This is a genomic window from Anatilimnocola aggregata (assembly GCF_007747655.1).
Taxonomy (GTDB): Bacteria; Planctomycetota; Planctomycetia; order Pirellulales; family Pirellulaceae; genus Anatilimnocola; species Anatilimnocola aggregata.
Genome location: NZ_CP036274.1, coordinates 8,496,992 through 8,518,311 on the forward strand (window position 1 = coordinate 8,496,992; position 21,320 = coordinate 8,518,311).

The 21,320-nt window shown below is 58.4% G+C and carries 18 protein-coding genes; 9 read left to right on the forward strand and 9 right to left on the reverse strand.

Features of this window, described 5'->3' with window-relative positions; genetic code table 11:
• The first annotated feature begins 334 nt into the window (after nucleotides 1-334).
• Nucleotides 335-2,371, forward strand: a complete 2,037-nt coding sequence (locus ETAA8_RS32330; RefSeq protein WP_145098956.1) for a sodium:solute symporter family transporter — start codon at nucleotides 335-337, stop codon at nucleotides 2,369-2,371.
• 29 nt (nucleotides 2,372-2,400) lie between these two features.
• Here ETAA8_RS32330 and ETAA8_RS32335 read toward each other — a convergent pair whose 3' ends face one another.
• A complete protein-coding gene (locus ETAA8_RS32335) occupies nucleotides 2,401-3,039 on the reverse strand; it encodes a hypothetical protein (RefSeq protein WP_145098959.1) in 639 nt (212 codons plus the stop codon).
• 264 nt (nucleotides 3,040-3,303) lie between these two features.
• On the opposite strand from ETAA8_RS32335, the gene ETAA8_RS32340 reads away from it, so the two are divergent.
• Nucleotides 3,304-4,041, forward strand: a complete 738-nt coding sequence (locus ETAA8_RS32340; protein ID WP_145098962.1) for a metallopeptidase — start codon at nucleotides 3,304-3,306, stop codon at nucleotides 4,039-4,041.
• Nucleotides 4,041-5,054, forward strand: a complete 1,014-nt coding sequence (locus ETAA8_RS32345; protein ID WP_145098965.1) for an extracellular solute-binding protein — start codon at nucleotides 4,041-4,043, stop codon at nucleotides 5,052-5,054. The genes ETAA8_RS32340 and ETAA8_RS32345 overlap by 1 nt, the downstream gene beginning before the upstream one ends.
• 18 nt (nucleotides 5,055-5,072) lie before the next feature.
• Here the strand turns inward: ETAA8_RS32345 and ETAA8_RS32350 are convergent, their stop codons facing one another.
• Nucleotides 5,073-5,351, reverse strand: a complete 279-nt coding sequence (locus tag ETAA8_RS32350; RefSeq protein ID WP_145098968.1) for a DUF4177 domain-containing protein — start codon at nucleotides 5,349-5,351, stop codon at nucleotides 5,073-5,075.
• Between the two features lie 270 nt (nucleotides 5,352-5,621).
• Between ETAA8_RS32350 and ETAA8_RS32355 the strand changes: the two genes are divergently transcribed.
• Nucleotides 5,622-6,014, forward strand: a complete 393-nt coding sequence (locus ETAA8_RS32355; protein WP_145098971.1) for a 4Fe-4S binding protein — start codon at nucleotides 5,622-5,624, stop codon at nucleotides 6,012-6,014.
• Between the two features lie 345 nt (nucleotides 6,015-6,359).
• On the forward strand, nucleotides 6,360-7,442 hold the full coding sequence (locus tag ETAA8_RS32360; RefSeq protein WP_145098973.1) for a hypothetical protein: 1,083 nt from the start codon (nucleotides 6,360-6,362) through the stop codon (nucleotides 7,440-7,442).
• Here ETAA8_RS32360 and ETAA8_RS32365 read toward each other — a convergent pair.
• The 4 genes from ETAA8_RS32365 to ETAA8_RS32380 all read right to left on the reverse strand — a co-directional run bounded on the left by ETAA8_RS32365 (nucleotide 7,426) and on the right by ETAA8_RS32380 (nucleotide 11,140).
• The gene (locus ETAA8_RS32365; RefSeq protein ID WP_145098976.1) at nucleotides 7,426-7,914 is read right to left on the reverse strand and encodes a metallophosphoesterase family protein; all 489 of its coding nucleotides are present in this window, start codon (nucleotides 7,912-7,914) and stop codon (nucleotides 7,426-7,428) included. The two genes, ETAA8_RS32360 and ETAA8_RS32365, sit on opposite strands and share 17 nt — an antisense overlap.
• Nucleotides 7,915-7,943: 29 nt before the next feature.
• On the reverse strand, nucleotides 7,944-8,291 hold the full coding sequence (locus ETAA8_RS32370) for a hypothetical protein (protein WP_145098979.1): 348 nt from the start codon (nucleotides 8,289-8,291) through the stop codon (nucleotides 7,944-7,946).
• Nucleotides 8,292-8,388: 97 nt separating this feature from the next.
• Complete coding sequence (locus ETAA8_RS32375) at nucleotides 8,389-9,873, reverse strand: NAD(P)/FAD-dependent oxidoreductase (RefSeq protein ID WP_145098982.1); 1,485 nt, start codon at nucleotides 9,871-9,873, stop codon at nucleotides 8,389-8,391.
• A 145-nt stretch (nucleotides 9,874-10,018) separates the two neighbouring features.
• Nucleotides 10,019-11,140 carry a hypothetical protein gene (locus ETAA8_RS32380; protein ID WP_145098985.1) on the reverse strand — a complete coding sequence of 374 codons (1,122 nt, stop codon included), beginning with the start codon at nucleotides 11,138-11,140 and terminating at the stop codon, nucleotides 10,019-10,021.
• Between ETAA8_RS32380 and ETAA8_RS35085 the strand changes: the two genes are divergently transcribed.
• A complete protein-coding gene (locus ETAA8_RS35085) occupies nucleotides 11,139-11,306 on the forward strand; it encodes a hypothetical protein (RefSeq protein WP_202921405.1) in 168 nt (55 codons plus the stop codon). The two genes, ETAA8_RS32380 and ETAA8_RS35085, sit on opposite strands and share 2 nt — an antisense overlap.
• A gap of 180 nt (nucleotides 11,307-11,486) precedes the next feature.
• Here the strand turns inward: ETAA8_RS35085 and ETAA8_RS32385 are convergent, their stop codons facing one another.
• Both ETAA8_RS32385 and ETAA8_RS32390 read right to left on the reverse strand, forming a co-directional pair.
• Nucleotides 11,487-12,590 carry a glycosyltransferase gene (locus tag ETAA8_RS32385; protein WP_145098988.1) on the reverse strand — a complete coding sequence of 368 codons (1,104 nt, stop codon included), beginning with the start codon at nucleotides 12,588-12,590 and terminating at the stop codon, nucleotides 11,487-11,489.
• A 586-nt stretch (nucleotides 12,591-13,176) separates the two neighbouring features.
• Nucleotides 13,177-16,119 (reverse strand): TlpA family protein disulfide reductase, encoded by a 2,943-nt coding sequence (locus ETAA8_RS32390; RefSeq protein WP_145098990.1) that lies wholly within the window; start codon nucleotides 16,117-16,119, stop codon nucleotides 13,177-13,179.
• A gap of 523 nt (nucleotides 16,120-16,642) precedes the next feature.
• On the opposite strand from ETAA8_RS32390, the gene metG reads away from it, so the two are divergent.
• Nucleotides 16,643-18,721: a methionine--tRNA ligase gene (metG, locus tag ETAA8_RS32395; RefSeq protein WP_145098993.1), complete on the forward strand. Its 2,079-nt coding sequence runs from the start codon at nucleotides 16,643-16,645 to the stop codon at nucleotides 18,719-18,721.
• 25 nt (nucleotides 18,722-18,746) lie between these two features.
• Here metG and ETAA8_RS32400 read toward each other — a convergent pair whose 3' ends face one another.
• Nucleotides 18,747-19,850 (reverse strand): HEAT repeat domain-containing protein, encoded by a 1,104-nt coding sequence (locus ETAA8_RS32400; RefSeq protein WP_145098996.1) that lies wholly within the window; start codon nucleotides 19,848-19,850, stop codon nucleotides 18,747-18,749.
• Nucleotides 19,851-19,951: 101 nt separating this feature from the next.
• Between ETAA8_RS32400 and ETAA8_RS32405 the strand changes: the two genes are divergently transcribed.
• Together ETAA8_RS32405 and ETAA8_RS32410 are read left to right on the forward strand one after the other, a co-directional pair.
• On the forward strand, nucleotides 19,952-20,677 hold the full coding sequence (locus ETAA8_RS32405) for a lipoate--protein ligase family protein (protein WP_145098998.1): 726 nt from the start codon (nucleotides 19,952-19,954) through the stop codon (nucleotides 20,675-20,677).
• Between the two features lie 105 nt (nucleotides 20,678-20,782).
• Complete coding sequence (locus tag ETAA8_RS32410; RefSeq protein WP_145099002.1) at nucleotides 20,783-21,307, forward strand: adenine phosphoribosyltransferase; 525 nt, start codon at nucleotides 20,783-20,785, stop codon at nucleotides 21,305-21,307.
• Nucleotides 21,308-21,320 lie beyond the last annotated feature (13 nt).

Genomic DNA, 21,320 nt, shown 5'->3' on the forward strand with positions numbered 1-21,320 from the left:
GCTTGCCGTTTGAACACCGCAGCAGACTTGAGCCTTGACGAGGGCCTATCTTTCTCGTCGGGGAGGTCTTAGGTACGAAGGTCAGGTCGTGTTTGCGCAGTTGCAGAGTTGATTGCCGCCGAGAACCTGGTGAAGACCAAAGTCTGGATCGTCAGCTGCATGGACGTGCTCGTGGCCATTGCTGCGGACGCAAGGGCCAGTGACTGACAGGCCGTCAGCTGCAATCTCAAATCTGCGATCTGCAATTCTTCCCGTTGCTTGTCACACCCGTGCAGGGTATCAAAGGGGCCGCTAATCGCATTCTCCTTTGTTCCTTCTTGCCGCGGAGTCGCGCGTGCCCGATTCGATCCTGCTGCTGGCGAATTTGAATTGGCTCGATTACGGCATGCTTGTCGCTTATTTCGCAGCCATGCTGGGGCTGGGGTTCTATTTCAGCGGCGAGCAGAAGACGACGGAAGACTACTTTCTCGGCGGTCGGGCATTCAGCTGGTTTCCGCTGGGCATCTCGCTGATGGCCACGCTGATCTCAGCCATGTCGTACACCGGACTCCCCGGCCAATCGTACGATCACGGCCTGCTGGTGCTGATTCATCCCCTCAGTATTTGGATCGGGCTGCCGATTATTGTTGGTGTGGTCGTTCCCATTTATCGTGGGCTGAAACTCGACAGCGTGTACGAATACTTGGAGATGCGTTTCGACTCCCGCGTCCGCTTGCTCGCTAGCGGACTGTTCGTGGTCTGGCGGCTGCTGTGGCTCGGCGGTGTGATCTATGCTCCCAGCAAGTTGCTGATTCTCGCCGCGGGCTGGAACATTCCCGATTGGCCGCTGCTGCTATTGCTGGGCTTCGTCACGACCATTTACACCGTGCTGGGTGGGATGAAGGCGGTCATCTGGAGCGACGTCATCCAAGGGCTGATGATGCTTGGCGGCGTCGTGATTGTGATTCTCGCCGTCTGGCTGCAAGTCGATGGTGGCCCGGCGCGCGTGACCGAAGTTTCTTACAGCCTCGGTCGACTCGACTTCGACGACTTCAAATTCAGCTGGGGCGATCAATGGTCGATCTGGGCCGCGTTGCCCCACTGGGTCCTGGCGATGCTCTCGTTTTATATCGCCGATCAGATCACCGCCCAGCGCTTTCTGAGCGCCAAGAGTGTGATCGCGGCCCGCAATTCGTTTTTGCTCAATACGCTCGCACTTTCGCTGTTGCTACCGGGCCTGGTTTACATCGGGCTCTGTCTGCTCACCTTCTATCACGACAATCCGCAACAACTGCGGCCCGAGTGGGTGGCGAATGTCGACGGCCAAACTCGCAAGTCGATCACTGCCGAAGCGACCCGCGATCCCGACAAACTGCGCACCAGCAGTGTAAGCGGCCAGCAGGAAGTCGACCCGACAGTTGGCAGGCCGCTCCTCAATTGGCGGAGCAAGGACGACGCCATTACGCCGGCCAACGTGCATCGCCTCGTCAAGCAGGGAAAGTTGCTCGAGCCGAATTCCAAAGAGCCGTTGACGGATGCCGACGAACTGCTCGATCCCGATACGGGTGAAGTACTGATCGAAAAGCTGGCGATGCGCAGAGCGCCGGCTGCGTCGGCCATCGGCACGAATGATCCCAAACTGCGCCCCGAAGTGGTTTTGAATAAGCGAGCCGCCGAAGAGATCTTGCCCCGCTTCATCTCCACACGACTCGGCTGGGGCGTGGCGGGCCTGATCGTTGCAGCACTCTTGGCGGCGTCCATGTCATCGATCGACTCCGGACTCAACTCGCTCTGTTCACTCCTGATTATCGATATGCATCGGCGCTACGGCGTCGGGCGACGATGGCTGGCCAATCGGCTGCAGAAGCCAGTCAGCCAGTTGAATGAAGAAGACGAACTGAAGCTCGCACAACCACTAACGCTCATCGTTGGTGTGGCGGCGACCCTCTTCTCGCTCATCATCGCGCAAATTGGCGATGTCTTCGCAATTATGGTCGCGGTGGTGAACACTTTCGGCGCGCCGCTGCTGGCCGTTTATCTGCTCGGCATGTTCACTCGCCGTTGCACCAGTGCTGCCGCATTCTGGTCACTCGCCATCGGCACCCTCTTTACCGTGACGCTGGTCGCCTTCAACCAGTTCGAGTTTCTCCGCCCGCTGTGGCCCCTAAGCGTGCGGTTCCACGACATTTGGACGGTTACGTTCGGTACCGTTTTCACGCTTGTGCTCGGCTATGTGCTGAGCTTCGTGCTGGGTCAACCCAAGTCGAAGACGGAACTGAAAGGTCTGGTCGCCGGCTGCGGCACACTGGGCGTGCGTGCCACCGACGAAGAGATGACCATCATCAGCGGACCGGAAGAAGCAGTCCGCTGGAAAGGAAAGCCGCGCCAGTGAGCCATTTTCTTCGTTTGCAGAAAACCGCGTTAACGGTCAACCGCTCGTAAGCCGCCCAGCAAACCGCCTGCATTGTGGTGCATCTCACCGGTGGCAGTGATCACCAGGCATTGGAGCGGTGCGAAATAGACAATCGTGCCCGGTCCGCCGTTGGTATCCCAAAAATCGGGATTGATCGTCCGCTCGATCAAATCGACCAACTCTTGCCCGTTGTCATCGATCTGCGCTCGCCCGCCCCGCGCCAGCAGCGCGCTCGGTCCGCCCAATGAACTATCCACCAGGTTCAACGTCAGCGCCAGGCTATCGCTGGCCGCAAGGAGATCGGGATCCGTTCCCACTTGCGGAGCTTTCACCTTCCGCTCGCGCGCAAGTTGATTCTTCAGATCGGCTTGTACCTTTTTCAGGCGAGCCCAAGCTTGCACGCGATAGCCCTTCATTGCCTCCGCATATTCGTGCCGCGGATCGCGCAGGATCTCGTGATGCAGCTGGCATAGCCGCCGCGTGAGCTTCGCCCGCTCGGCTGCGTCTTTGGTCAGCGCCTCGCTCTTGAGCAAGACACTCAGTTCATTCTGAATTTCGTGAAATGGGCGCTTCCCCGCCGCGGCGTCTTGCCCCGACGAACCATCCCCCGCGCAGGCAACCAGACAAAGAACAAAAGAAACCAGCATGGCCAAAGCCTCCTCGGCGAGCGCCCCAGATTGCCCGCCGGGTTCAAGATACCACGCTGGTGGGATCCGATCCAAGAGAAAGGCCGGATGCTCGCGGGGCCAATCTGAATGACCGGACTAATTCCTCAAATTGGCCCACTACCCGCATTCTCAAGGCAAATTGAGATCGGCCCCTGGTTCGACTATGTTGAGTCAACGTCTTCAGTTTACGTTGCCAGCACCAAGTCTCTTTGTCGGACCCATCCCGTGATTAGAATCCTGCCGTTGAACTGGTTGTTATCGACGTGTCTGACGACCTGTTTGCTTCTTGCTAACCTGGCCGGGGCTGCTGACGCAAACGATTCTGCCGCCAAACAACTGACGCCCGCCGGTACGCATCGCATTGAAACGATCGAAGGCTGGACTGTTCAGGTGGATACATCGTTCGACAAGGAAGACAATCGCGACCTGCGCGAGAACACGCTGCGGGTCGTGGCCAATCAGCTGTATCACTTAAAAACGCTGCTGGCTCCAGAGATGGTTGCCGAGTTGCAGAAGATTCCGATTCGCCTCGACGTGCATAACGAAAAACTTGTGCAGGCTCAGTACCATCCCTCGGCAGGCTGGCTCAAGGCCAATGGCCATCCGGCCGAGTGTACCAGGGTCGTCCATATTCCGCGGGCTAAGTATTTTCTCGATCGCAAACACCAATCGCACCAACCGTACGTGCTGCTGCACGAGTTGGCTCACGCCTATCACGACCAAGTTCTCACCTTCGAGCATCCGGCCATCATCGCGGCTTACGACCGGGCGAAAAAGGCAGAACTGTACGACAAAATTCTGCTCATCAACGGCAAAGAAACCAAGCACTATGCCATGACGAATCACAAGGAGTTCTTTGCCGAGATGACGGAATGCTATCTGGGCACGAACGACTTCTTTCCCTTTGTCAGCGGGGAATTGAAGAAGCACGACGAAGAAACCTTTCGCCTGCTCGAAGGAATTTGGGGGAAGTTGCCTTGATGTTCTTTTCGCGAATCGGTTGTCTCTTCTTCTTCAGCGCACTGGCGGGCTGTCAGCCGTCGCAGCCCGAAGTGGTCGTTTACTCCGCGCTCGATCGTGAATTCTCGGAGCCTGTCCTGAAAGAATTCACCAGGCAAACCAACATCAAAGCGCTCGCCAAATACGACCTGGAAAGTACCAAGACCGTTGGTTTGACGCAGGCCATCATCGGCGAAGTGCCGCGACCGCGGTGCGATATTTTTTGGAACAACGAAATCCTGAATACGCTGCGACTCGAAGAGCGCGGACTCCTCGACGCTTATCATTCGCCCCAAGCCTCGCATTATCCCGAGCAGTTTCGCTCGCTCAGTGGCACCTGGCATGGCTTTGCCGCGCGGGCGCGGGTCATCATCGTGAATATCGATCTGGTCGACGCTGTGGACTTTCCCACGTCGATCTACGACCTGACCAAGCCACAATACCGGGGGCGCACCGCCATCGCCAAGCCTCTCTTCGGCACCACCGCCACACATGCGGCCTGCCTGTTCGCTGTGCTGGGTGACGACAAAGCGAAGGCCTATTTCAATGCCCTGCGCGAAAACCAGGTGCAAGTCCTCGGCGGCAACAAGCAGGTTGCCGAAGCAGTGGCGGCGGGCAGCCTGGCCTTCGGGCTGACCGATACCGACGATGCCATCATCGAGATGGAAAAAGGGAGCCGCGTCGCGATCATCTATCCCGACCGCAACGACGATCAACTCGGCACCCTCTTCATTCCCAACACGCTCGCCATCATCAAGGGCGCGCCTCACCCGGCCGAAGCGAAGCGGTTGGTCGACTACCTGCTCAGTCCCGCTGTTGAAGAAGCCCTGGCCAATGGAGACAGCGCCCAAATCCCTTTGAACAGGCAAGTGAAGATCATCCCCCGCGTCGAAACTCCCGGAACAGTCAAAGCCATGCCCGTCGACTTCGCGGCAGCTGCCAAAAAATGGGATTCCACGGCCAAGTACATCCACGAGCAGTTTCTAGCGCCGTAAGGAATGTGTGCGGCCACTTTACGAACTCGGTTCGACCCAAGTCACTTCGCTCGGTTCCAGCTTCAGCCACTTCTTCTCAGCTGGTGGTACCGGTGGCGTGGCCGTTCGTTTGAAGACGGCGATCATCTGGTTGGTGTCGCCGCCGTAGCGGTTGAAACCGACGACGCTGACCAGTTCCCAGCCTTGGGCACCCCAGTGATTCAGGGCGGTAGTGAACGCCTCCTGCTTCAACTCGTGCGGGCTGAAGAAACCAACGGGGCAGTCGAAGGCAAGTGTCTGATACTCGTAGGTCTGCATCCGGGCACCTAGGTGATAGTTGATAAGTGCCAGTTATTCGCCATTCCGCTGCTCAAATTGGTCTATAGAAATTCCGGCAATCTTCTCTAATCGGAATTGCCAGTTGGCGAGTGACGGGCGGGCTCCTATAATCACGATAAGTAGGTTTGTGAAATTTCTCACAGTTGCCCGGCTGACGACTCGCGCGAGTCACCGCCTGGGCCGCTGCTGGCTAATAAATCATCGCACCCAAGGCCTTGCCCAGCAAGGACTTCCGCGAAGAGGACTGTTATGGCCAAACAAGGGCCCCGCAAGAAGCTTCCCAAAGAGCTCGCGGTCATCACCGCCGACAACTGCACCGGGTGCGAATCGTGCCTGGAGGTTTGTCCCGTCGACTGCATCACGCTTATTGAGCTCCATCACGGCGTGAAAGGGAACCAATCCTTCTGCCAGATCGATCTCGAGCGCTGCGTGGGTTGCGAGGTCTGCGTCCACATTCCCGGCAAGAAAACGAACCCCTACGAACTGAAAGTCTGCCCCTGGGACGCCATCGAGATGGTTCCCACCGAACAGGTCGCGCTCCACGTCGCCCAATCGGGCGGCCCCCCCGAGTACATCGTTTCCAACTGGGACCGCCTCGTCGGCACCGCGCAGCACCTGGCCGAACTGAAGGCCAGTTCTTAGGCGTTTTCACGTAGGCCAGTCATTCCATGACTCGCGCATCTTGTGCGGTCAAAACGTCTGGCCTATTAATCAGTTCACTCAGTCATGGAATGACTGAGCTACGATTAACTCGCCGCGTGAGATACCACGCGTAGATGGCGAGTCCCAGGCAACTTAGCCAGCCCAAGTGCCATTCTGACGAAACGCCAAGAAGTTCTACTTGCTCGCGAATAACTGGCATTCTGCTTCCAGGCCCCGCGAGCCAATGCGATTAGTACCGATCCTAATTCTGCCGCCTTTAGCACCGCGATTCACTGCGACAAGAACAATCCGCTCGGCACGCGACGAATTCGACTTGCCACGTCCGTGCAACGCCTTTCGGTCTATTGCTTGATTGGCGGTAGCTTCATTCTCGCGCTGCATTTCGCTGTGCAGCATGCGATGCCGCGACCGATGGCACCGGAAGCTCCCTATGTGTTCGTGGGACTGTTCGGCATTTGTCCCGCGCTGCTGTGGTTGTGGGTCACTTCCTATGTTCTGGTAATCGATGAACGAGGCGTCTCCCGCTTCAGGCTTTGGTGCTGGAAGTCTCTCTGGACCTGGGAAGCATTCCGCAGTGGAAAGATTGTCTTCGATGGCGTGCAAGGTCATTTCATCTGGCGCGAACGGCCCCTTTGGGATCGCTGGCTGCCACTTGCTTTTTCACAAGCAGACTCCGATCTCCTCCTGGAAACGACTCGGCAACTGATGCCCGAGGAAGCGTGGCTTCCTAACCTCGCCACCAGGATTACCCTTCCCCACCCGGAGAAGATCAAACTCCGTCTGTTTCTGACCGACGTTCAGGTGACACGCCTCGGTTACCAGGTCTTGGGAGGCAACCAATCTCCAAAATCGTGGAGCGATGTCACGGAGTTTCGTGTGGAGCGGACCAATCTCGGACGCGATAGCTCCTATCGAATTAAAATCACCTTACCGGTGGGGCGACCTCTCTCGGGGCTGATGACTGTCCTCTGGCTTGAAGCAGACAAGCCACTGTGTCCGTCGTCAGCGCCATCCGAGGAATGGCTGATTCATCTGCAGTCACTCGTTCCACCGCACCTATGGAAGTACTTTCGCACTGATGGGAAACTGCAAAGCCGCGAGGAAGGGGAGTTTCGACTAGCACGCGATTATCGGGAACTGCGTTCGTGTTGGCAAATGTTTCTTTTGGTTTTGGCCGCGTTCACTGCTATGGCAGTGACCTTTGTTCCGAAAATGATTGATTTGTGGAACACTCCCTACATGCCTTTGATTTGGAAATTGATTGGCGTTGCAGTCCCAGCCCTTTATCTGCTAACACTTCCGCTGCTGATGCTTGGACTAAGTTACTTCAGACGCCAGCAATTATTGCTGCAAATGGCGCAGACTCGGCAGGAAATGGCCGCCTTGCCTGCTAGTCACGAACCCTAATGAATTGCAACTCTCCCGTCACGGGATCCAAGATCGCGACCGTGTATTCATCCGCGCGATGCAATGCGCCGGGACAAATCCGGCGAACACCATCTTGTTGCCGAACGACTGGAAAGTGGAGATGGCCCGAGAGGAGATAGTCGGGCTTTGTGGCAAGGAGGCGGCGCACGTCGATGTGGGTATGACCGTGCGCGACAGCGATCCGTTTGCCATCCAGTTCGATTTCAGCACCCCAGCCCAACGAGATGCCTTGTGCCGCGGCGATTGCCCGCTCTAAATGGGGCACCATATCGGCGTCGTGATTGCCAAACGTGAAATAGCACGGCATGATCGCGATGCACGGAATCAACTCGGGCTCGGAAATATCGCCGCAGTGAATCAACACCTCCGCGCCGTGAGCTTGCAACAACTCTGCCGCCCGCCGCGCTCGCGCAAACTCGTTGTGCGTGTCTGAAAGGATGCCGATTTTCACGCAGCGTTCCTTGGGGCACTATCAATCGCTTACGAAGTCATCTTACTCCGCCGCGTGAGATACCACGCGTAGATGGCGACGATGGCGAGGCCGAACAGGCCGCCGACAACAAGTCCTTGGGTAGCGCCCATGACCATGGCAACCCGCAAAATCATCTCAGGAGACGCCGCGCTCAGACGGCTGATGACACTTCGATAATAGTCAGGAACAAAGACCGCGATCATCAGGCCGACGAGCGCCCCAAGCACCATTCCGCCGCCGGACGTGAGCAGCACGTATTGCGTGGCGATCCAGAGCGTGAGTTCGGGCTTGGTAGTTGTTGACGGTGCTGCTTCTTCGGTGGCGCGAGGTGATTCGTAGGGGTTATTGGCGTTCATGCAAGTTGAAGATCTTTTCAGCCTCGCCCCTCACCAAAACCTCTCCCCGAGAGTACACAAGGAGAGGGAGTGAAGATCGTGGATGACAGTAAGAAGACTACCCCACGCCATCGCGCTTGGCCAAGCGCCGGGCGAGGGAAGCGCCGCTGTTGAGGCCACCTTCCATGTAGCCGACGAATTTGTAGCAGGTGTGTTCGCCAGCGAAGTGCAGTCGGCCCAGCCCTTTGTAGTAGGTGGGGCCGATGGCGGTGACCTGGCCAGGAGCGGGGAACGAGTAGCCCGCTTTGGTCCATTGGTCTTTGGGCCAGGCCATCATGCGCGTCGAGGTGACGTTCTCGGGATAAGCGGGATAGATCTTGGTCAGTTCCGCTTTGTAAGCGGCCTCGCGCGCATCCCCTTCGCGGGCCAGCGAGCGGCGGGCTTGATTGGCGCCCGAGAAGGCGACGAACACTTCTCCCGGCGGTGGGTCGGGCTGGTTGTCGGTTCCCTCCCAGGTTTGGCTCACGTCGCCATCGGCCAGCGAGTACTGCGAATGCTTCGTTTCGAGCCAGAAGCGACTCTTCACAACCGAGAGGTGTTTGCAGGCGATCCCCATTTGCGTGCGGATGTTGCTGGGCAGTTCGGGCGAAAAGGTGATGCGGTCCCAGGTCGACGGCGGCGCGGCGAGCACGACATCGTCGCACTCGATGGTGCGGCCATCGGCGCAGGTGACGATCGCGCGGTCTTCTTTCAAGGCCACGTTTTCGACCGGCAGCTTGAGACGAATCCGATCGGCACCGACCATTTCGGCCAGGCGCAGTGCCAGCTGTTGATTACCACCTTGGCAGCGGTGCGTTTCGCTCTTATCCCAATAGTCTTGCCCGCCGCCACCCTTGATGGCCGTGAGCATGCCTAGCTTGCTGGCCTGAGCATTGTCGACGGCGTTGTCGGAAGCAAGTTGAATATCGATGGCTAAGCGCGACAGATCCGAGACTTCGAGCCCCTTGATCCAGTCGGCCAGATTCTGCTTATCGAGCGCGATCGCGTCGGGACTCTTCCAGGGCTCGTCGGCATCGATCTTGTCGGCCGCTTCATTGAGCGAAGTAAACGCAGCTTCCATTTCTTCGTAGATTTTTTCGACCTCTTCTTCGCTGCGAAGCTTGCCCATCAGGTGGACGGGATAAGCGAGCGTTTCGTCGTCGGTCATTTCGATCAGTTCGAGTTCGAACTGCTTGGCATAGCGGACCCACGTCGGATGATTCTCGCCAATCAGTTCGCCGCCCCCTTCGCACCACTTCTTGTCGACCATGTCTTTGAACGTCAGGACGCGGCCGCCGAGACGATCGCGCGCTTCGACAACAGTCACCTTGTAACCCGCAGCATGCAGTTCGTGCGCGCAGGCCAGCCCAGAATAACCAGCGCCGATCACCACCACTCGCTTGGCACCCACTGCTTGAGCAGCGCGCGATTGATTCGCAAAGCGCTCACTAAGGAAGAGACCCGCGGTGGAGGCGAGCGTGGCTTGCAAAAAGCGGCGACGCTCTTCCTGAGTAGGACGACCATGATAGCGGCGACGGAGACGAGCAAAGAAAGAGTTGGACATAGCAGGATTATTCCCGAGAGCTGTGTGAGCGAGAAAAGACGAAAATTCGGGAGGGCGAAGCTCCTGCTGAGCCGTAGTCTCATGGAGACTCCGCGGCTCGGCGGGAGCCTCGCCCTCCCATCGTTCGATGTGACGACGTAGCAAACTACTCGTCGTTGATCGGGCCGGTGCCAATCAGCCAGAGCTTAAAGAAGTTGACGATTTGCGTCTTGGTCAACTTGTTCGAGTTGAGAGCGTACGTGACCTTGCTCGACGCAGGCGTTTCTTCGCCCGAGATGAACTTGTCTTCGTAGCTGATCTTGCCCGTCAAGCACGGCAACGAATCGTCGACGGCGAAGAACGCGTCTTCGTCGCTCAGCTTGTCGAAGGCGGCAGCTTCGGTGGTGTCCTTGGCTTGCTTGGCTTCGTTCCAGCGCAGGTTGAATTGATACTCCCCCTTGCCGTTGGTCTTGCGGTTTTCGTCTTCGACCCACTTCACCGAGCCGGTGACGATGTCTTCCACTTCCTTGCCGTTGAAGTTGTAGCGGAAGCGAATGCCATCGGTCAGCCAGTTGCCCGTTTCGTAGTCGAAGTCCAAGCGGCCGTTGACCACGGTGCGCGGATAGTTGCCAGCTGGGCCCTTGGCCAGTTCCAAGTCGACAAACTTCATTGGATCGATCTTGGCGACCTTGATCTCAAACGTCTTGTTGCCGACGAGTCGCTTGTAGGTGTACGAAGCGAGCCCTTCGTCCTTCTTGCTCTTGCCGATCAACTTGCCACCGAACTTGTCGGTGAAGGCGGGCTGTTGGCCAATGGCGTCGATGGCAATGCGCAGCGGGCTTTCGAGCGAAGCGCCGCCGGAGATTTCGAACGCACCGGTGGCGGTGTTGATCGGCACGGTGCCGACCCACTTGCCGACGTTGCGACGCTCGTCAAGATTGCGCGGATTGCGCACGGCCAGGTTGATGTCGAAGCCAAGTTCCGCCTTTTGCTTTTGGCTGCGGATGATCTTGGTGAACAAGTCGGGCTGGCGCGTGATCTTGCCGCTGAACTCGGTCGTTTTGGCGACCGTCAGCTTGAGGATGTAAGTGTCTTTGGCCCCGAGCGCGGACGAACCGTCAGCATAGGTGCCGGCCGTATCAAGTTCAGTTCTGGTCTTGAAATCGATTTCCATCGTGCCGGCGATAACACCGGTTTCACTGAGGGTCTGCTCTTGTGCCTGCGCGGTAACGGCCAGCGCGAGTCCGGCGATCACAGCCCAGCAACGAGTGACGTGAAGCAGCTTCATGTTCCAGTTCCCTTCCAAAAAGTTGGTCTCAATCCAGCGCGCCGAATATAAGGCCCACCCTGATAGGGTGCAACGGCAGGCTGTGCAGCGGGTCGCGATGCGCAGCGAAGAAGGGATTCGTGGAATGGAGCGGTTGCTTGGAAAAAATCTGCACATCTTCTTATAAGAAACGCGACGCGTGAGCGAGGAGAGCGCGGTGGCGCAGATGAAGCGTGGTCGCCTGTTGGATCGTTTTGTGCGGTTCGAGTGGTCCTAGCGATAACAAACGCGCCACCGGAGAATTGGAGCGCTGGCAGCCGCGTCGCTCTCCTCGCTGACGCTTCGGGTTTCCTCAATACGAAGAACATCAGTCGACAATTTGCTCGTAGAGCGCGGCGTGACGGCCGACCATCTGTTCTACGGAGAACTGGTCGAGCACGCGCTGGCGGCCCGCTGCGCCCAGCTTGTGGGCGAGGTCGCGATCTTCGAGTAATTGCTGCGCACGCTGGGCGAAAGTGCCACGGTCGCCAACATCGACCAAAAAGCCCGTTTCTTCGTGTACGACCAGGTCGCGATTGCCGGGAATATCGCTGGCGACAATTGGCAAGCCGGCGCTCATCCCTTCCAGAATGGCGTTCGACTGTCCCTCGTATCCGCTGGCCAGCCAGAGCAAGTCGAGATGCGGCAGCAGTTGCGGCACGTCATTCCGCTCGCCGAGAAAATGAACTTTGTTCACAACATTCGCTTGCCGCGCGTAGCGTTCGAGTCGCCACCGCTGCGGACCATCGCCGATCACCAGCATGTGAACGTCGTCGCGAATACATTGCAGCAAGTCGGTGGCCCAGATCAAATCTTTCACGCGCTTTTGCGGCCACAGCCGACCAATCGCGCCGATCAGCCGGGTCTCGGGCGGTAGTTTGAGTTGCGCTAACAATGCTTCGCGCGGCATTGTCGCGGTGGGAGTGAACGGACGAATGCCATTGGGAATGACGACGAACTTCTCGATCGGCAGACCCTGCTCGGCGTAGAACTCCTGCACGCCGGTGCTATTGGTAATGATCCGCTCGGTTCGCTTGGCCAGAACGCGATCGATGGAGAGTTGCACTTTGCCCTTCCACGGATCGACGCACCGCTCGCTGGCGAGAATGTGCTTGATGTCGCACGAGATGGCCGCTTGCCGACCGTAGGCATTCGCGGCAAAGAGCCAGGTCTGCACAATATCGGGTTGGAGGCGTTTGATCTCTTTCCGCAGCCGCCAATAGGCGAACGGGTCAATCTTCCAGCGCTTATCGATGAACGAGAGGGGGATCTCAGCCTCGCGCAGTTTCTCTTCCAGTGGGCCGGTGTGTGTCAACACGCACACGTGTACGTCAAAGCGATCGCGCGGCAAGCCAGTGGCCAGCAGGGCCAGTTGCTTCTCGGCGCCGCCGCGGACAAGCGTGGGAATGATCTGCAGGATGCGAATAGTCACGCGCCAGTCCGTTACGCGAAGCTGTGAATCAAGAAGTCGTCATTCATTACTATAGTTACCTGATCGGGCGCTGCGGAGGATGATCGCGCCAGCTATGGCAGCGGTGCGGCGTAAAATTCTGCGGGACAATCGATTGGATTGCGGCCGTAACTGCGATGGCGATAACGGTCCACTTCTGAGCGTTCGAGCCCAGTAAGTTTTGGGTAGTCTTCCGCAATGCGGTACGCATGCCAAGCCCTCAGAGTCCTGCCTTCGTCGCGAGCGTGAAGGTCATACCAAATTGATTCAGTTTGCGGCCAGTGAACGGCATACGGGAACGAGGCATAGGGTTCGTAAGGGCTCATACACCATAGAGCCTGGCAATCGCTGCATCGCTGCAACGAAATCCAATTGCCATCCTGAACTGTAAGCAATTTTGGTTGCCGAGTGGATCCGAAAAGCACCCACAGATTTCGAATGGGAGCTTCGCAATTGGTACACAATGGGGAAATTGGACACGCCTTAAACTGCGAGGTTACTCAATGTCGTCACAATTCATCGACACTAAAAGGAACATAACTTCGCACGACGAAAGTTGTCGTATGTGCTATTTGGCGAGCAGTTTTTCCGCTTGGGGCGCGAGGGCGGCAATGTTGTGAGCCACGGCGACGACATTCCCTTGTTGATCGACGAGCATCATCGTCGGAATGCCGCGCACACCGTACTTGGTGGCGAGTTCGCCCGCTTCTTCGCCAGCCAATGTTTCCCAGGGGATTTCGTTCTCTTCGAGGTAAGTGGCGAGTGCTTCCTCATCTTTGTCGACGCTCACACCAACCACCTCGAAGCCTTTGTCCTTCAGCTTTTCACGCAAGGCTTTGACGTTGGGCATCTCTTTGCGACAGGGGCCGCACCAGGTGGCCCAGAAGTCGACGATCACCACTTTGCCGCGATACTTTTCCCAGGCGAAGGGAGTTCCATCCGCAAGATTCCCAACGAGTTCCAGCGGCTTGCCGACCAGGTCCGATTCCTTGGTCTCGGGCTTTTGCGCGAGCTTCTTGCCATAGCGGGCCAATTCTTTACTGCTGCTTTTGGCGAACAGGGTGCCGAACTCGGTGAAGTGCTTTTCGCGAGCATCGCCGTCGGCCAGTTTGTTGATTAGTTCCACGGTGCCCGAGGCCATCCGCAAATGCTTGGCGGCTAACTTCTCTTTTCCATAGTAGGCTTGCAACTCGGGAAGCAGCTTCGCGCACTCTTCGGGTGTTAGGGCAGCAGCATCGAGCACTTTTCGTTCTTGCAGATAGAAGGCCGTCTCGCGAGCGACGCGCGGGCGAGTATCGTCCTTCAGCGCGGCAACAAACTCCTTTAGCTGCTCATCGGCGATGGCGTCGTCGTTGCAGGCCGCGGTGTGCAGGATCGCGAGCTTGTTTTCGATGGCCAGGAGTTGTTCCGATTCTTTCGCCCCCTTGTCGGCGAGGATGCGATCGCAGGCATCGACGATGGCCGCCGTGAAGCCTGGTCGCGCTTGAATCGTCTTGGGCTTATCAAGCATTCGCAGCAGCCAATCGGTCAGCTGCGTGCTGGTGAGGTCCGGCTTCGCCAGGTAGGCATTCGGCTCGGGCGGCGTTGCGGCGGCATCCTTCACTTCGGCCGCTTCTTCCGCCAAGAACGAATGATTCGCCAGCGCTGACCAGGCGGTGGCCAATTGCCGATCGAGCTTACGGAGCCAAGAGCCCCCTTCGTTCTTCGCCGGGGTAGCTGGCTTCGCGGGTGTCTCTGCCGGTGGTTCTGGAGTTGTGGGGGGCGCTTCGAGCGGTGGAGTGGGGAACGCCCGCGGAATAGTTGGATTCTCGATGACGGCAGGCTTGATTGAGAAGTCGGGCACTTCTTTCAACCCGAGCAGTTCCTTCAAGCGACCACCCACCCGTTCAGGATCGAGCCGGAAGTGGAAGATCGAATCGATATTCCCTTCCTTGTTCACCAGGACATAGAAGGGAATCGATTGCAGCCCGAATTGCTGGGCCAGCGAGGTTGCATGCCAATCTTCGATCTTCTTCCCGGCGACCACTTCGGGCGAGAGGTAATTCGGGAACGGTACCATCTTCTTTTGATACTTGAAGAAGGCTTCGATTCGCGCGAGGTCGACATCCAGATCCAGGCCGATTACTTCCAGCCCTTGGGCCCGCAGATCCTCATGCAGTTTGCGGAGGACGGGCATTTCTTCCATGGAGGGGGGCGAGAAGGTGCCCCATAAATTGACGAGCAGGACCTTGCCTTTGTAATCGGCCAGGTCGAACTTCTTGCCTTCAACCGTAACAGCATCGGCCGCGAAGGGTTGGCCGACGAGTGCATATCGCTTGCGACCGCCGGTGATGATCTCTGCCAGTTGCTTGGTCACTTCGTCGTTCTCGTGCCCGCTGTAAGCGGTTTCGAGCATCGCGTACATCTTCTCGACCAATGCCGACTTGCCGAGCAATTCGAACCGCATGATTACGTCGAGGACCGGGGCGATGAAGATGGGGTTCGGGTTCTTGTCTTTGAACAGCCCCTGCAACTTGGCGAGCAGTTGGTCTTCGGCCCCTTCCTTTTTGTCGTACACATCGTTGAGCATGCTGGGCACATTCAACTCGGTGACGTTGGCCGAATCGAGCAGGCTCTTGGCGGCGTCGCTTAATTCCTTCATTTCGTTGTCTTGGTACGAAGCGGCAATCATCCGCATGCCCTTGGCAGCGGCATCGCTTTCGCCACGCTCGCTTAGGAATTGACAGACGCGCGTCGAGACCATGAACACCTGCTGATCGCCACCATCTTTCTCCAGCAGATCTTCGATCCCCTTGAGCACGACGGCCGTGTCTACTTTTTCGTTGGCCTGCAGCTTGGCGATCATGTCGGTATTGAAGAGCATCAAGCGGCCGGTGCGGGCCATTTCGGCATTCGGATGCTTGCTTAATTCTTCGGCGAACAGGGTCATCCGCGTGGGGGCCGAGGGGTCGCGCAATTCGGCCAGGGCGACGAGGGCCTGCGTGGCTTCGCTGAGAGCGAACTGATCGAGCTTGGGATGCTTGTTCAGCGTCAACAGTCTGCGGGAGAGTTCGACGATGATCTGCTGCGACTTCACCAGGTTGGCGAGTTGCTCTTCCTGCGTGTTGCCCGGCGGTTCGGTACTTTTCAACTGATTGATCGCTTCGACCAGCTGAGCAGCTTCGCCGCTGAGGGTGAGCGAACCGTCTTTATCTTCGGCGACGCCATTGGCGGGCAGGGCGGGAGGTGTTGTCGGGGGCTGGCCGACGGGCGGTGTTCCTTCGCCGGGGGGCGTCAGGGGTGGTTGCGTGATGGGTGCGGCGGGCTGTTCGGGCACGGCACCTTGCGGCGGTGTTGCCGGGGGCATGCCACCTTTTTCGCCCGAGTCGTCGCTGACCTTGAACTTCGAGTTTTTCGCGGTCACCGGGGCGTCGTCGGTGTTGCAGCCGGTCATGACGAGCCCAGCCCCGAACAGGCCCAGCGAGACCGCGACCGAGAGAAACCGGGCGAGAAGCGAAGAACGAATAACCATCACTGCACCTGAGCAAGCCAGCGGAATATGCCGCGACAAAGCGTCGCCACGCCGGAATTCTAGCGCAAGCGGGCGAAATAAGCATCCCCGAATCGGCTGCTAGCGGGGGATTGCGGCGAGCAGCGAAGGGCTGGGGTCGGCGGTCTGGCGCGAGCCAATCGCCACGATTTTTGTCGGCTCGCAATTCACCGAAGACGGTTGATTTCAATTCGAGTTACGTCACGAACCGCGGCGCGCACGCCAACGGGCGCCTGTTGATAAATGCCGGGAGTTTTTCAACACTGCCTGCGATATTCCCCGGGAACGGCACAAAGTAGTGTTGAAAAATTCGACCCTTAATCAACGTTGAGGATGATTTCGACGATTGCCTGGGCCGCGCGTCGTGAACGTAAGTCATCCAGGCGGGCTTCAGCGGTGAACCTCACCGTCGCGGCGTGCCTCCCTCATTTCCAGTGGCTCCGTTACAATGTTTCGCTTCTCCTAGGATCTGACTTTCGCCCGCGCAACTCCCGAAAGACCACTTGTGGCCGCTTCGAACTCCCCCAGCCCGAAACGCATCCTGGTCACGTCGGCCCTGCCGTACGCCAACGGGCCAATCCACATTGGCCACCTGGTCGAGTACATCCAGACCGATATCTGGGTCCGCTACCAGAAACTGCAAGGCCGCCGCTGCATCTACGTTTGCGCCGACGATACCCACGGCACGGCGATCATGATCAGTGCCCGCAAGGCCGGCATTTCCGAAGAGCAGTTCATTGCCAAGGTGAGTGAAGAACACCAGCGCGATTTTGCCGGCTTTCAAATCGAGTTCGATAACTACGGCAGCACCAACAGCCCCGAGAACCGCGAACTTTGCGGCATCTTTTGGACGAAGTTGCGAGCAGCGGGGCTGGTGAAAGAAAAGAGCGTCGATCAACTCTACGACACCACTGCTGGTACCTTCCTCGCCGATCGCTTTGTGAAGGGAACTTGCCCCGTCTGTAAATCGCCGAACCAGTACGGCGACAATTGCGATAAGTGCAGCTCGACCTATACTCCCGCGGACTTGATCGACCCCGTCAGCACGCTCAGCGGCACCAAGCCTGAAGTGCGCAGTGCTTCGCATTCGTTTGTGGAACTCGAAAAACTGCACGGCTTTTTGACGGAGTGGACGCAATCGGGCGAGCATCTGCAGACCGAAGTCGCGAACTATTTGAAGGGACACTTTCTCGGCGAAGAACTGCGCGATTGGGACGTCAGCCGTCCCTCGCCTTATTTCGGCTTCGAGATTCCCGATTCGCCGGGCAACTATTGGTACGTCTGGTTCGATGCTCCCATCGGTTACATCGCCAGCACCTGGCAATGGTGCAAGATTCATGGCGAGCAGTTGCCTGACTGGTGGCAATCGCCCGAAACCGAAGTCCATCACTTCATCGGCAAAGACATCACTTATTTCCATACGCTCTTTTGGCCCGGCATGCTCAAGACGGCGGGTTACAACCTGCCCGAGAAGGTTCACATTCACGGCTTCTTGACTGTGGGTGGCGAAAAGATGAGCAAGAGCAAAGGGACGTTCATCCGCGCGGCGACGTTTCTCAAGCATCTCGATCCCGCTGCGCTGCGGTACTACTACGCGAGCAAGCTCGGCCCCCGCTTGGACGATCTCGATCTCAATCCGGATGAGTTCGTCGACAAGGTCAACAGCGACCTCGTCGGCAAGGTGGTGAATCTGGCCAGCCGGACGGCGAAGTTCCTGCAAGCGACTGGGCTGTCGGAAAAATACCCCGACGACGGCGGGCTTCTCGCACAAGGTGCTGCAGCAGGGACTGCGATTGCCGACGCTTATCAAAATTGCGACTTCGCCCGCGCGACACGCTTGATCATGGAACTGGCCGATCGAGCGAATCCGTATATCGATGCCCAAGCGCCGTGGAAACTCGCCAAGGATCCTGCCAAGGCCAGCGAAGTTCGCGATGTCTGCACCGTCGGACTGAATCTGTTCCGGCAATTGGTTGTCTACCTCGCTCCGATCCTGCCCAAGCTGGCCGAAGAATCGGGCAAGCTATTGAACGATCCGATCACCAGTTGGCAGCAGGCGCAGCAGCCATTGGTGGGCACTCCCATTCAAACTTACGCACACCTCTTCAAACGAGTTGAGAAGAAAGACATCGACGCCATGATCGAAGAAGAAAAAGCCGCGGCTGCCGCTGCGGAACCAGCCCCCGTCCATACCGCCCCGACTGCGAACCCCGCTGACTCGGGCGCAGCGCTCGAAGCTGAGCCGCTGCTGACGGAGCAAATCTCGATCGACGACTTCACCAAGGTCGATCTCCGCGTGGCCCGCGTGCTCGAAGCGAGCGAAGTTCCCGAAGCGAAGAAGCTCCTCAAGCTCAAATTGAGCATGGGGGGCGGTGTTGAGCGGCAAGTCTTCGCCGGCATCAAGGCTGCCTACAAGCCCGAGCAACTCGTCGGCCGGCTGGTCATCATGGTCGCCAACCTGGCTCCCCGACAAATGAAGTTCGGCCTGAGCGAAGGGATGGTCACCGCTTGCGGACCCGGCGGTGCCGAAGTCTTCCTCCTCGCGCTCGATGAAGGTGCCGTCCCTGGCATGCGCGTGCATTAGAGCTCGCCGGCTAATGAGCGGGAGCCTAGCCCCGCTTCTCTAAGCGGCGGTAGGCTTCGGTGGCGAGATTTTGGACCTTGGTGCGGTCGGACTTAAGCTGTTCGAGCGGATCGGTGCTCAGGTCTTTGAGGGCCTGAATGAGCGGCTGCATGTCAGCCTGGGGGTTGTGTTCGGCGAGGGCCATCGTCCCTTGCACGCCGGCCACGAGCACCGCGATGCGCTTGCGATCTTTGTCGGCAGCTGTGGTTTCGTCCTTGGCGGCCTGCGGATTGTCGGCCGCGAGCATTTCCTTCAGCACGCGGGTGGCCGCTTCGTCCCCTTGGCGGCACAGGCCGGTGGCCGCGTTGTAGCGGGCCGATGAATAAGGATCGTTGAGCATCAGGGTGAGGCGATCGCGGGCTTTTTCGCCCCCGATGACGCCCAGCGTGAAGGCCGCCACGGCACGCACTTCGGAGCGGGGCTGGTACTCGCCGTCAGCTGACTTGGGCGTGGGAACGGCCGAGTCTTCGACCGCGCGAGAAGCTTCTAACACGGCTTGCACCACCTTGTCGTCCTTGCGCAGCTCTTCTGCACCCACGTTGCGGGCCAGCGTGGCGAGACCTTCGAGGGCACTCAAGCGAACGGAAACTTCGAGCGGGTCTTTTTCTTCGTTTGCTAGCCGGGCGAGGAGCGGGGCACCATCGAGCACATTGAACGAACCAATCGCGCGGCAGAGGAACATGCGGCGCTTGATGCGCAGGACGTCCCCTTTGTCGTTGCCGCCGTGCAACGGATGGGCGAGGTCGGACTCGACCAGGCTGACCAGTTCTTTCGCCAGGCTGCTATCGCGGCGGAGTTCGTCGTAGCGCGGGTCGGGACTGCGGAGAACTTCGGCCAGGGTGTAACCGCTCTGCCAGCTGACATCGGTACCACGGCGCAGTTCTTCGACCAGCTTTTTGGGGTCGTCGCGACCCGCCTGAGCGAGCCAACTGAACGACAGCCACAACAGGACAACGATCGAAACGATGGCCAGCGGAATGAGGAACAGCTGCATAATGAATGCAGCAGTGGGTGCTTCGACCGGGGGGAGGTGATCGGTGGGCCGCTTGGCTTCGACCGGCTGGGGGTCGGCGGCATCGGGCGAAGACATGCACAAAACTCCGGAAAACAAACGCGCTGGCACCTACTTCAGTGGAACAATTCAGTTTAGGCTCAGCGGCTAGGGGCTAATAGGGGGAGGTTTTGCTGCGGATGCTGTTGCTCGACCTGACATTGCCGACAGCGGCCGAGAATCTGGCACTCGACGAAGCGCTGCTGGACTCGGTCGACGAGCAGCCCGCTGCGCCCGAGTTACTCCGCCTGTGGGAATGCCCGCAAACGGCAGTCGTGCTCGGCAGGTCGTGCCGGGCAGCGGAGGAAGTCGACCTCGCTGCGTGCGAGCAGGCAGATATTCCGGTGCTGCGGCGAACTTCGGGCGGCGGAACGGTGCTCATCGGTCCTGGCTGCCTGATGTTCTCGCTGCGACTCAGCTATCTCGCGCGGCCCCACTTTCGCCTGCTCGACCAGGCCCATCACGAAGTGCTAACCACCGTCGCAGCTGCGGTGAACTCGGTAATCCCGAATGGGCGGATCGAACCGCGGGGCACAAGTGACCTGGCCATTGGCGAAACGAAGGTCTCGGGGAACAGTTTGCGCTGCAAGCGGAACTTCCTCCTCTATCACGGCACACTTCTCTACGATTTCGATCTGACCTTGGTTCAGCAATTGCTCCACCCACCACCACGACAGCCCGAATATCGCCACCAGCGCCCGCATCGCGACTTCGTCACCAACCTGTCTGCCGATCCGCTGCAATTACGCTCTGCACTTGCCCACCATTGGCAAGCCACCAAACCCACCAGCGATTGGCCCCAGGAACTGACCGCGCGATTAGAACGGCAGCGGTACGGTCGAGCGGAATGGAACTTGGAACGCTAATGGAAGGGACTGCACCCCGTACAAGGGACGAGAACGGTTGCGTATATTTGGGAAATCGCTATTCGGTTTATTTGAACCATCGACCTTCGCAGCAACGAACCAATCATGAACGCAGCAGCTGACCTGAAGAGCTACATCCGCGACATTCCCGACTTTCCCAAGCCGGGAATCATGTTTCGCGATATCACGCCGCTGCTGGCCTCAGCCGGTGCCTTTCGCTCGGCGATTGATCGGCTGGCAGATCAGTATCGAGACGCACGAATCGACGTGATTGTCGCCGCCGAAGCGCGGGGCTTTATCTTCGCCGCGCCATTGGCCTTGGCGCTGGGCGCGGGATTTGTGCCGATTCGCAAGCCCGGCAAATTGCCGTTCGATAAGCACTCGTTCAATTACGAATTGGAGTATGGTTCCGACACGCTCGAAATGCACGTCGACGGTTTGCAAGCGGGCCAGCGCGTGCTGGTGATCGATGACTTGCTGGCCACCGGTGGCACCGTTCGCGCGTGCGCTCAATTGGTCGAGCGCTGCGGCGGCACCATCGTGGGCTGTGCCTTCGCCATCGAACTGCTCGCACTCAATGGCCGGAAGATCATTGAGCCCTACGAAGTCTTCAGCCTGTTGCAGTACTAAGCGACGGTCGACG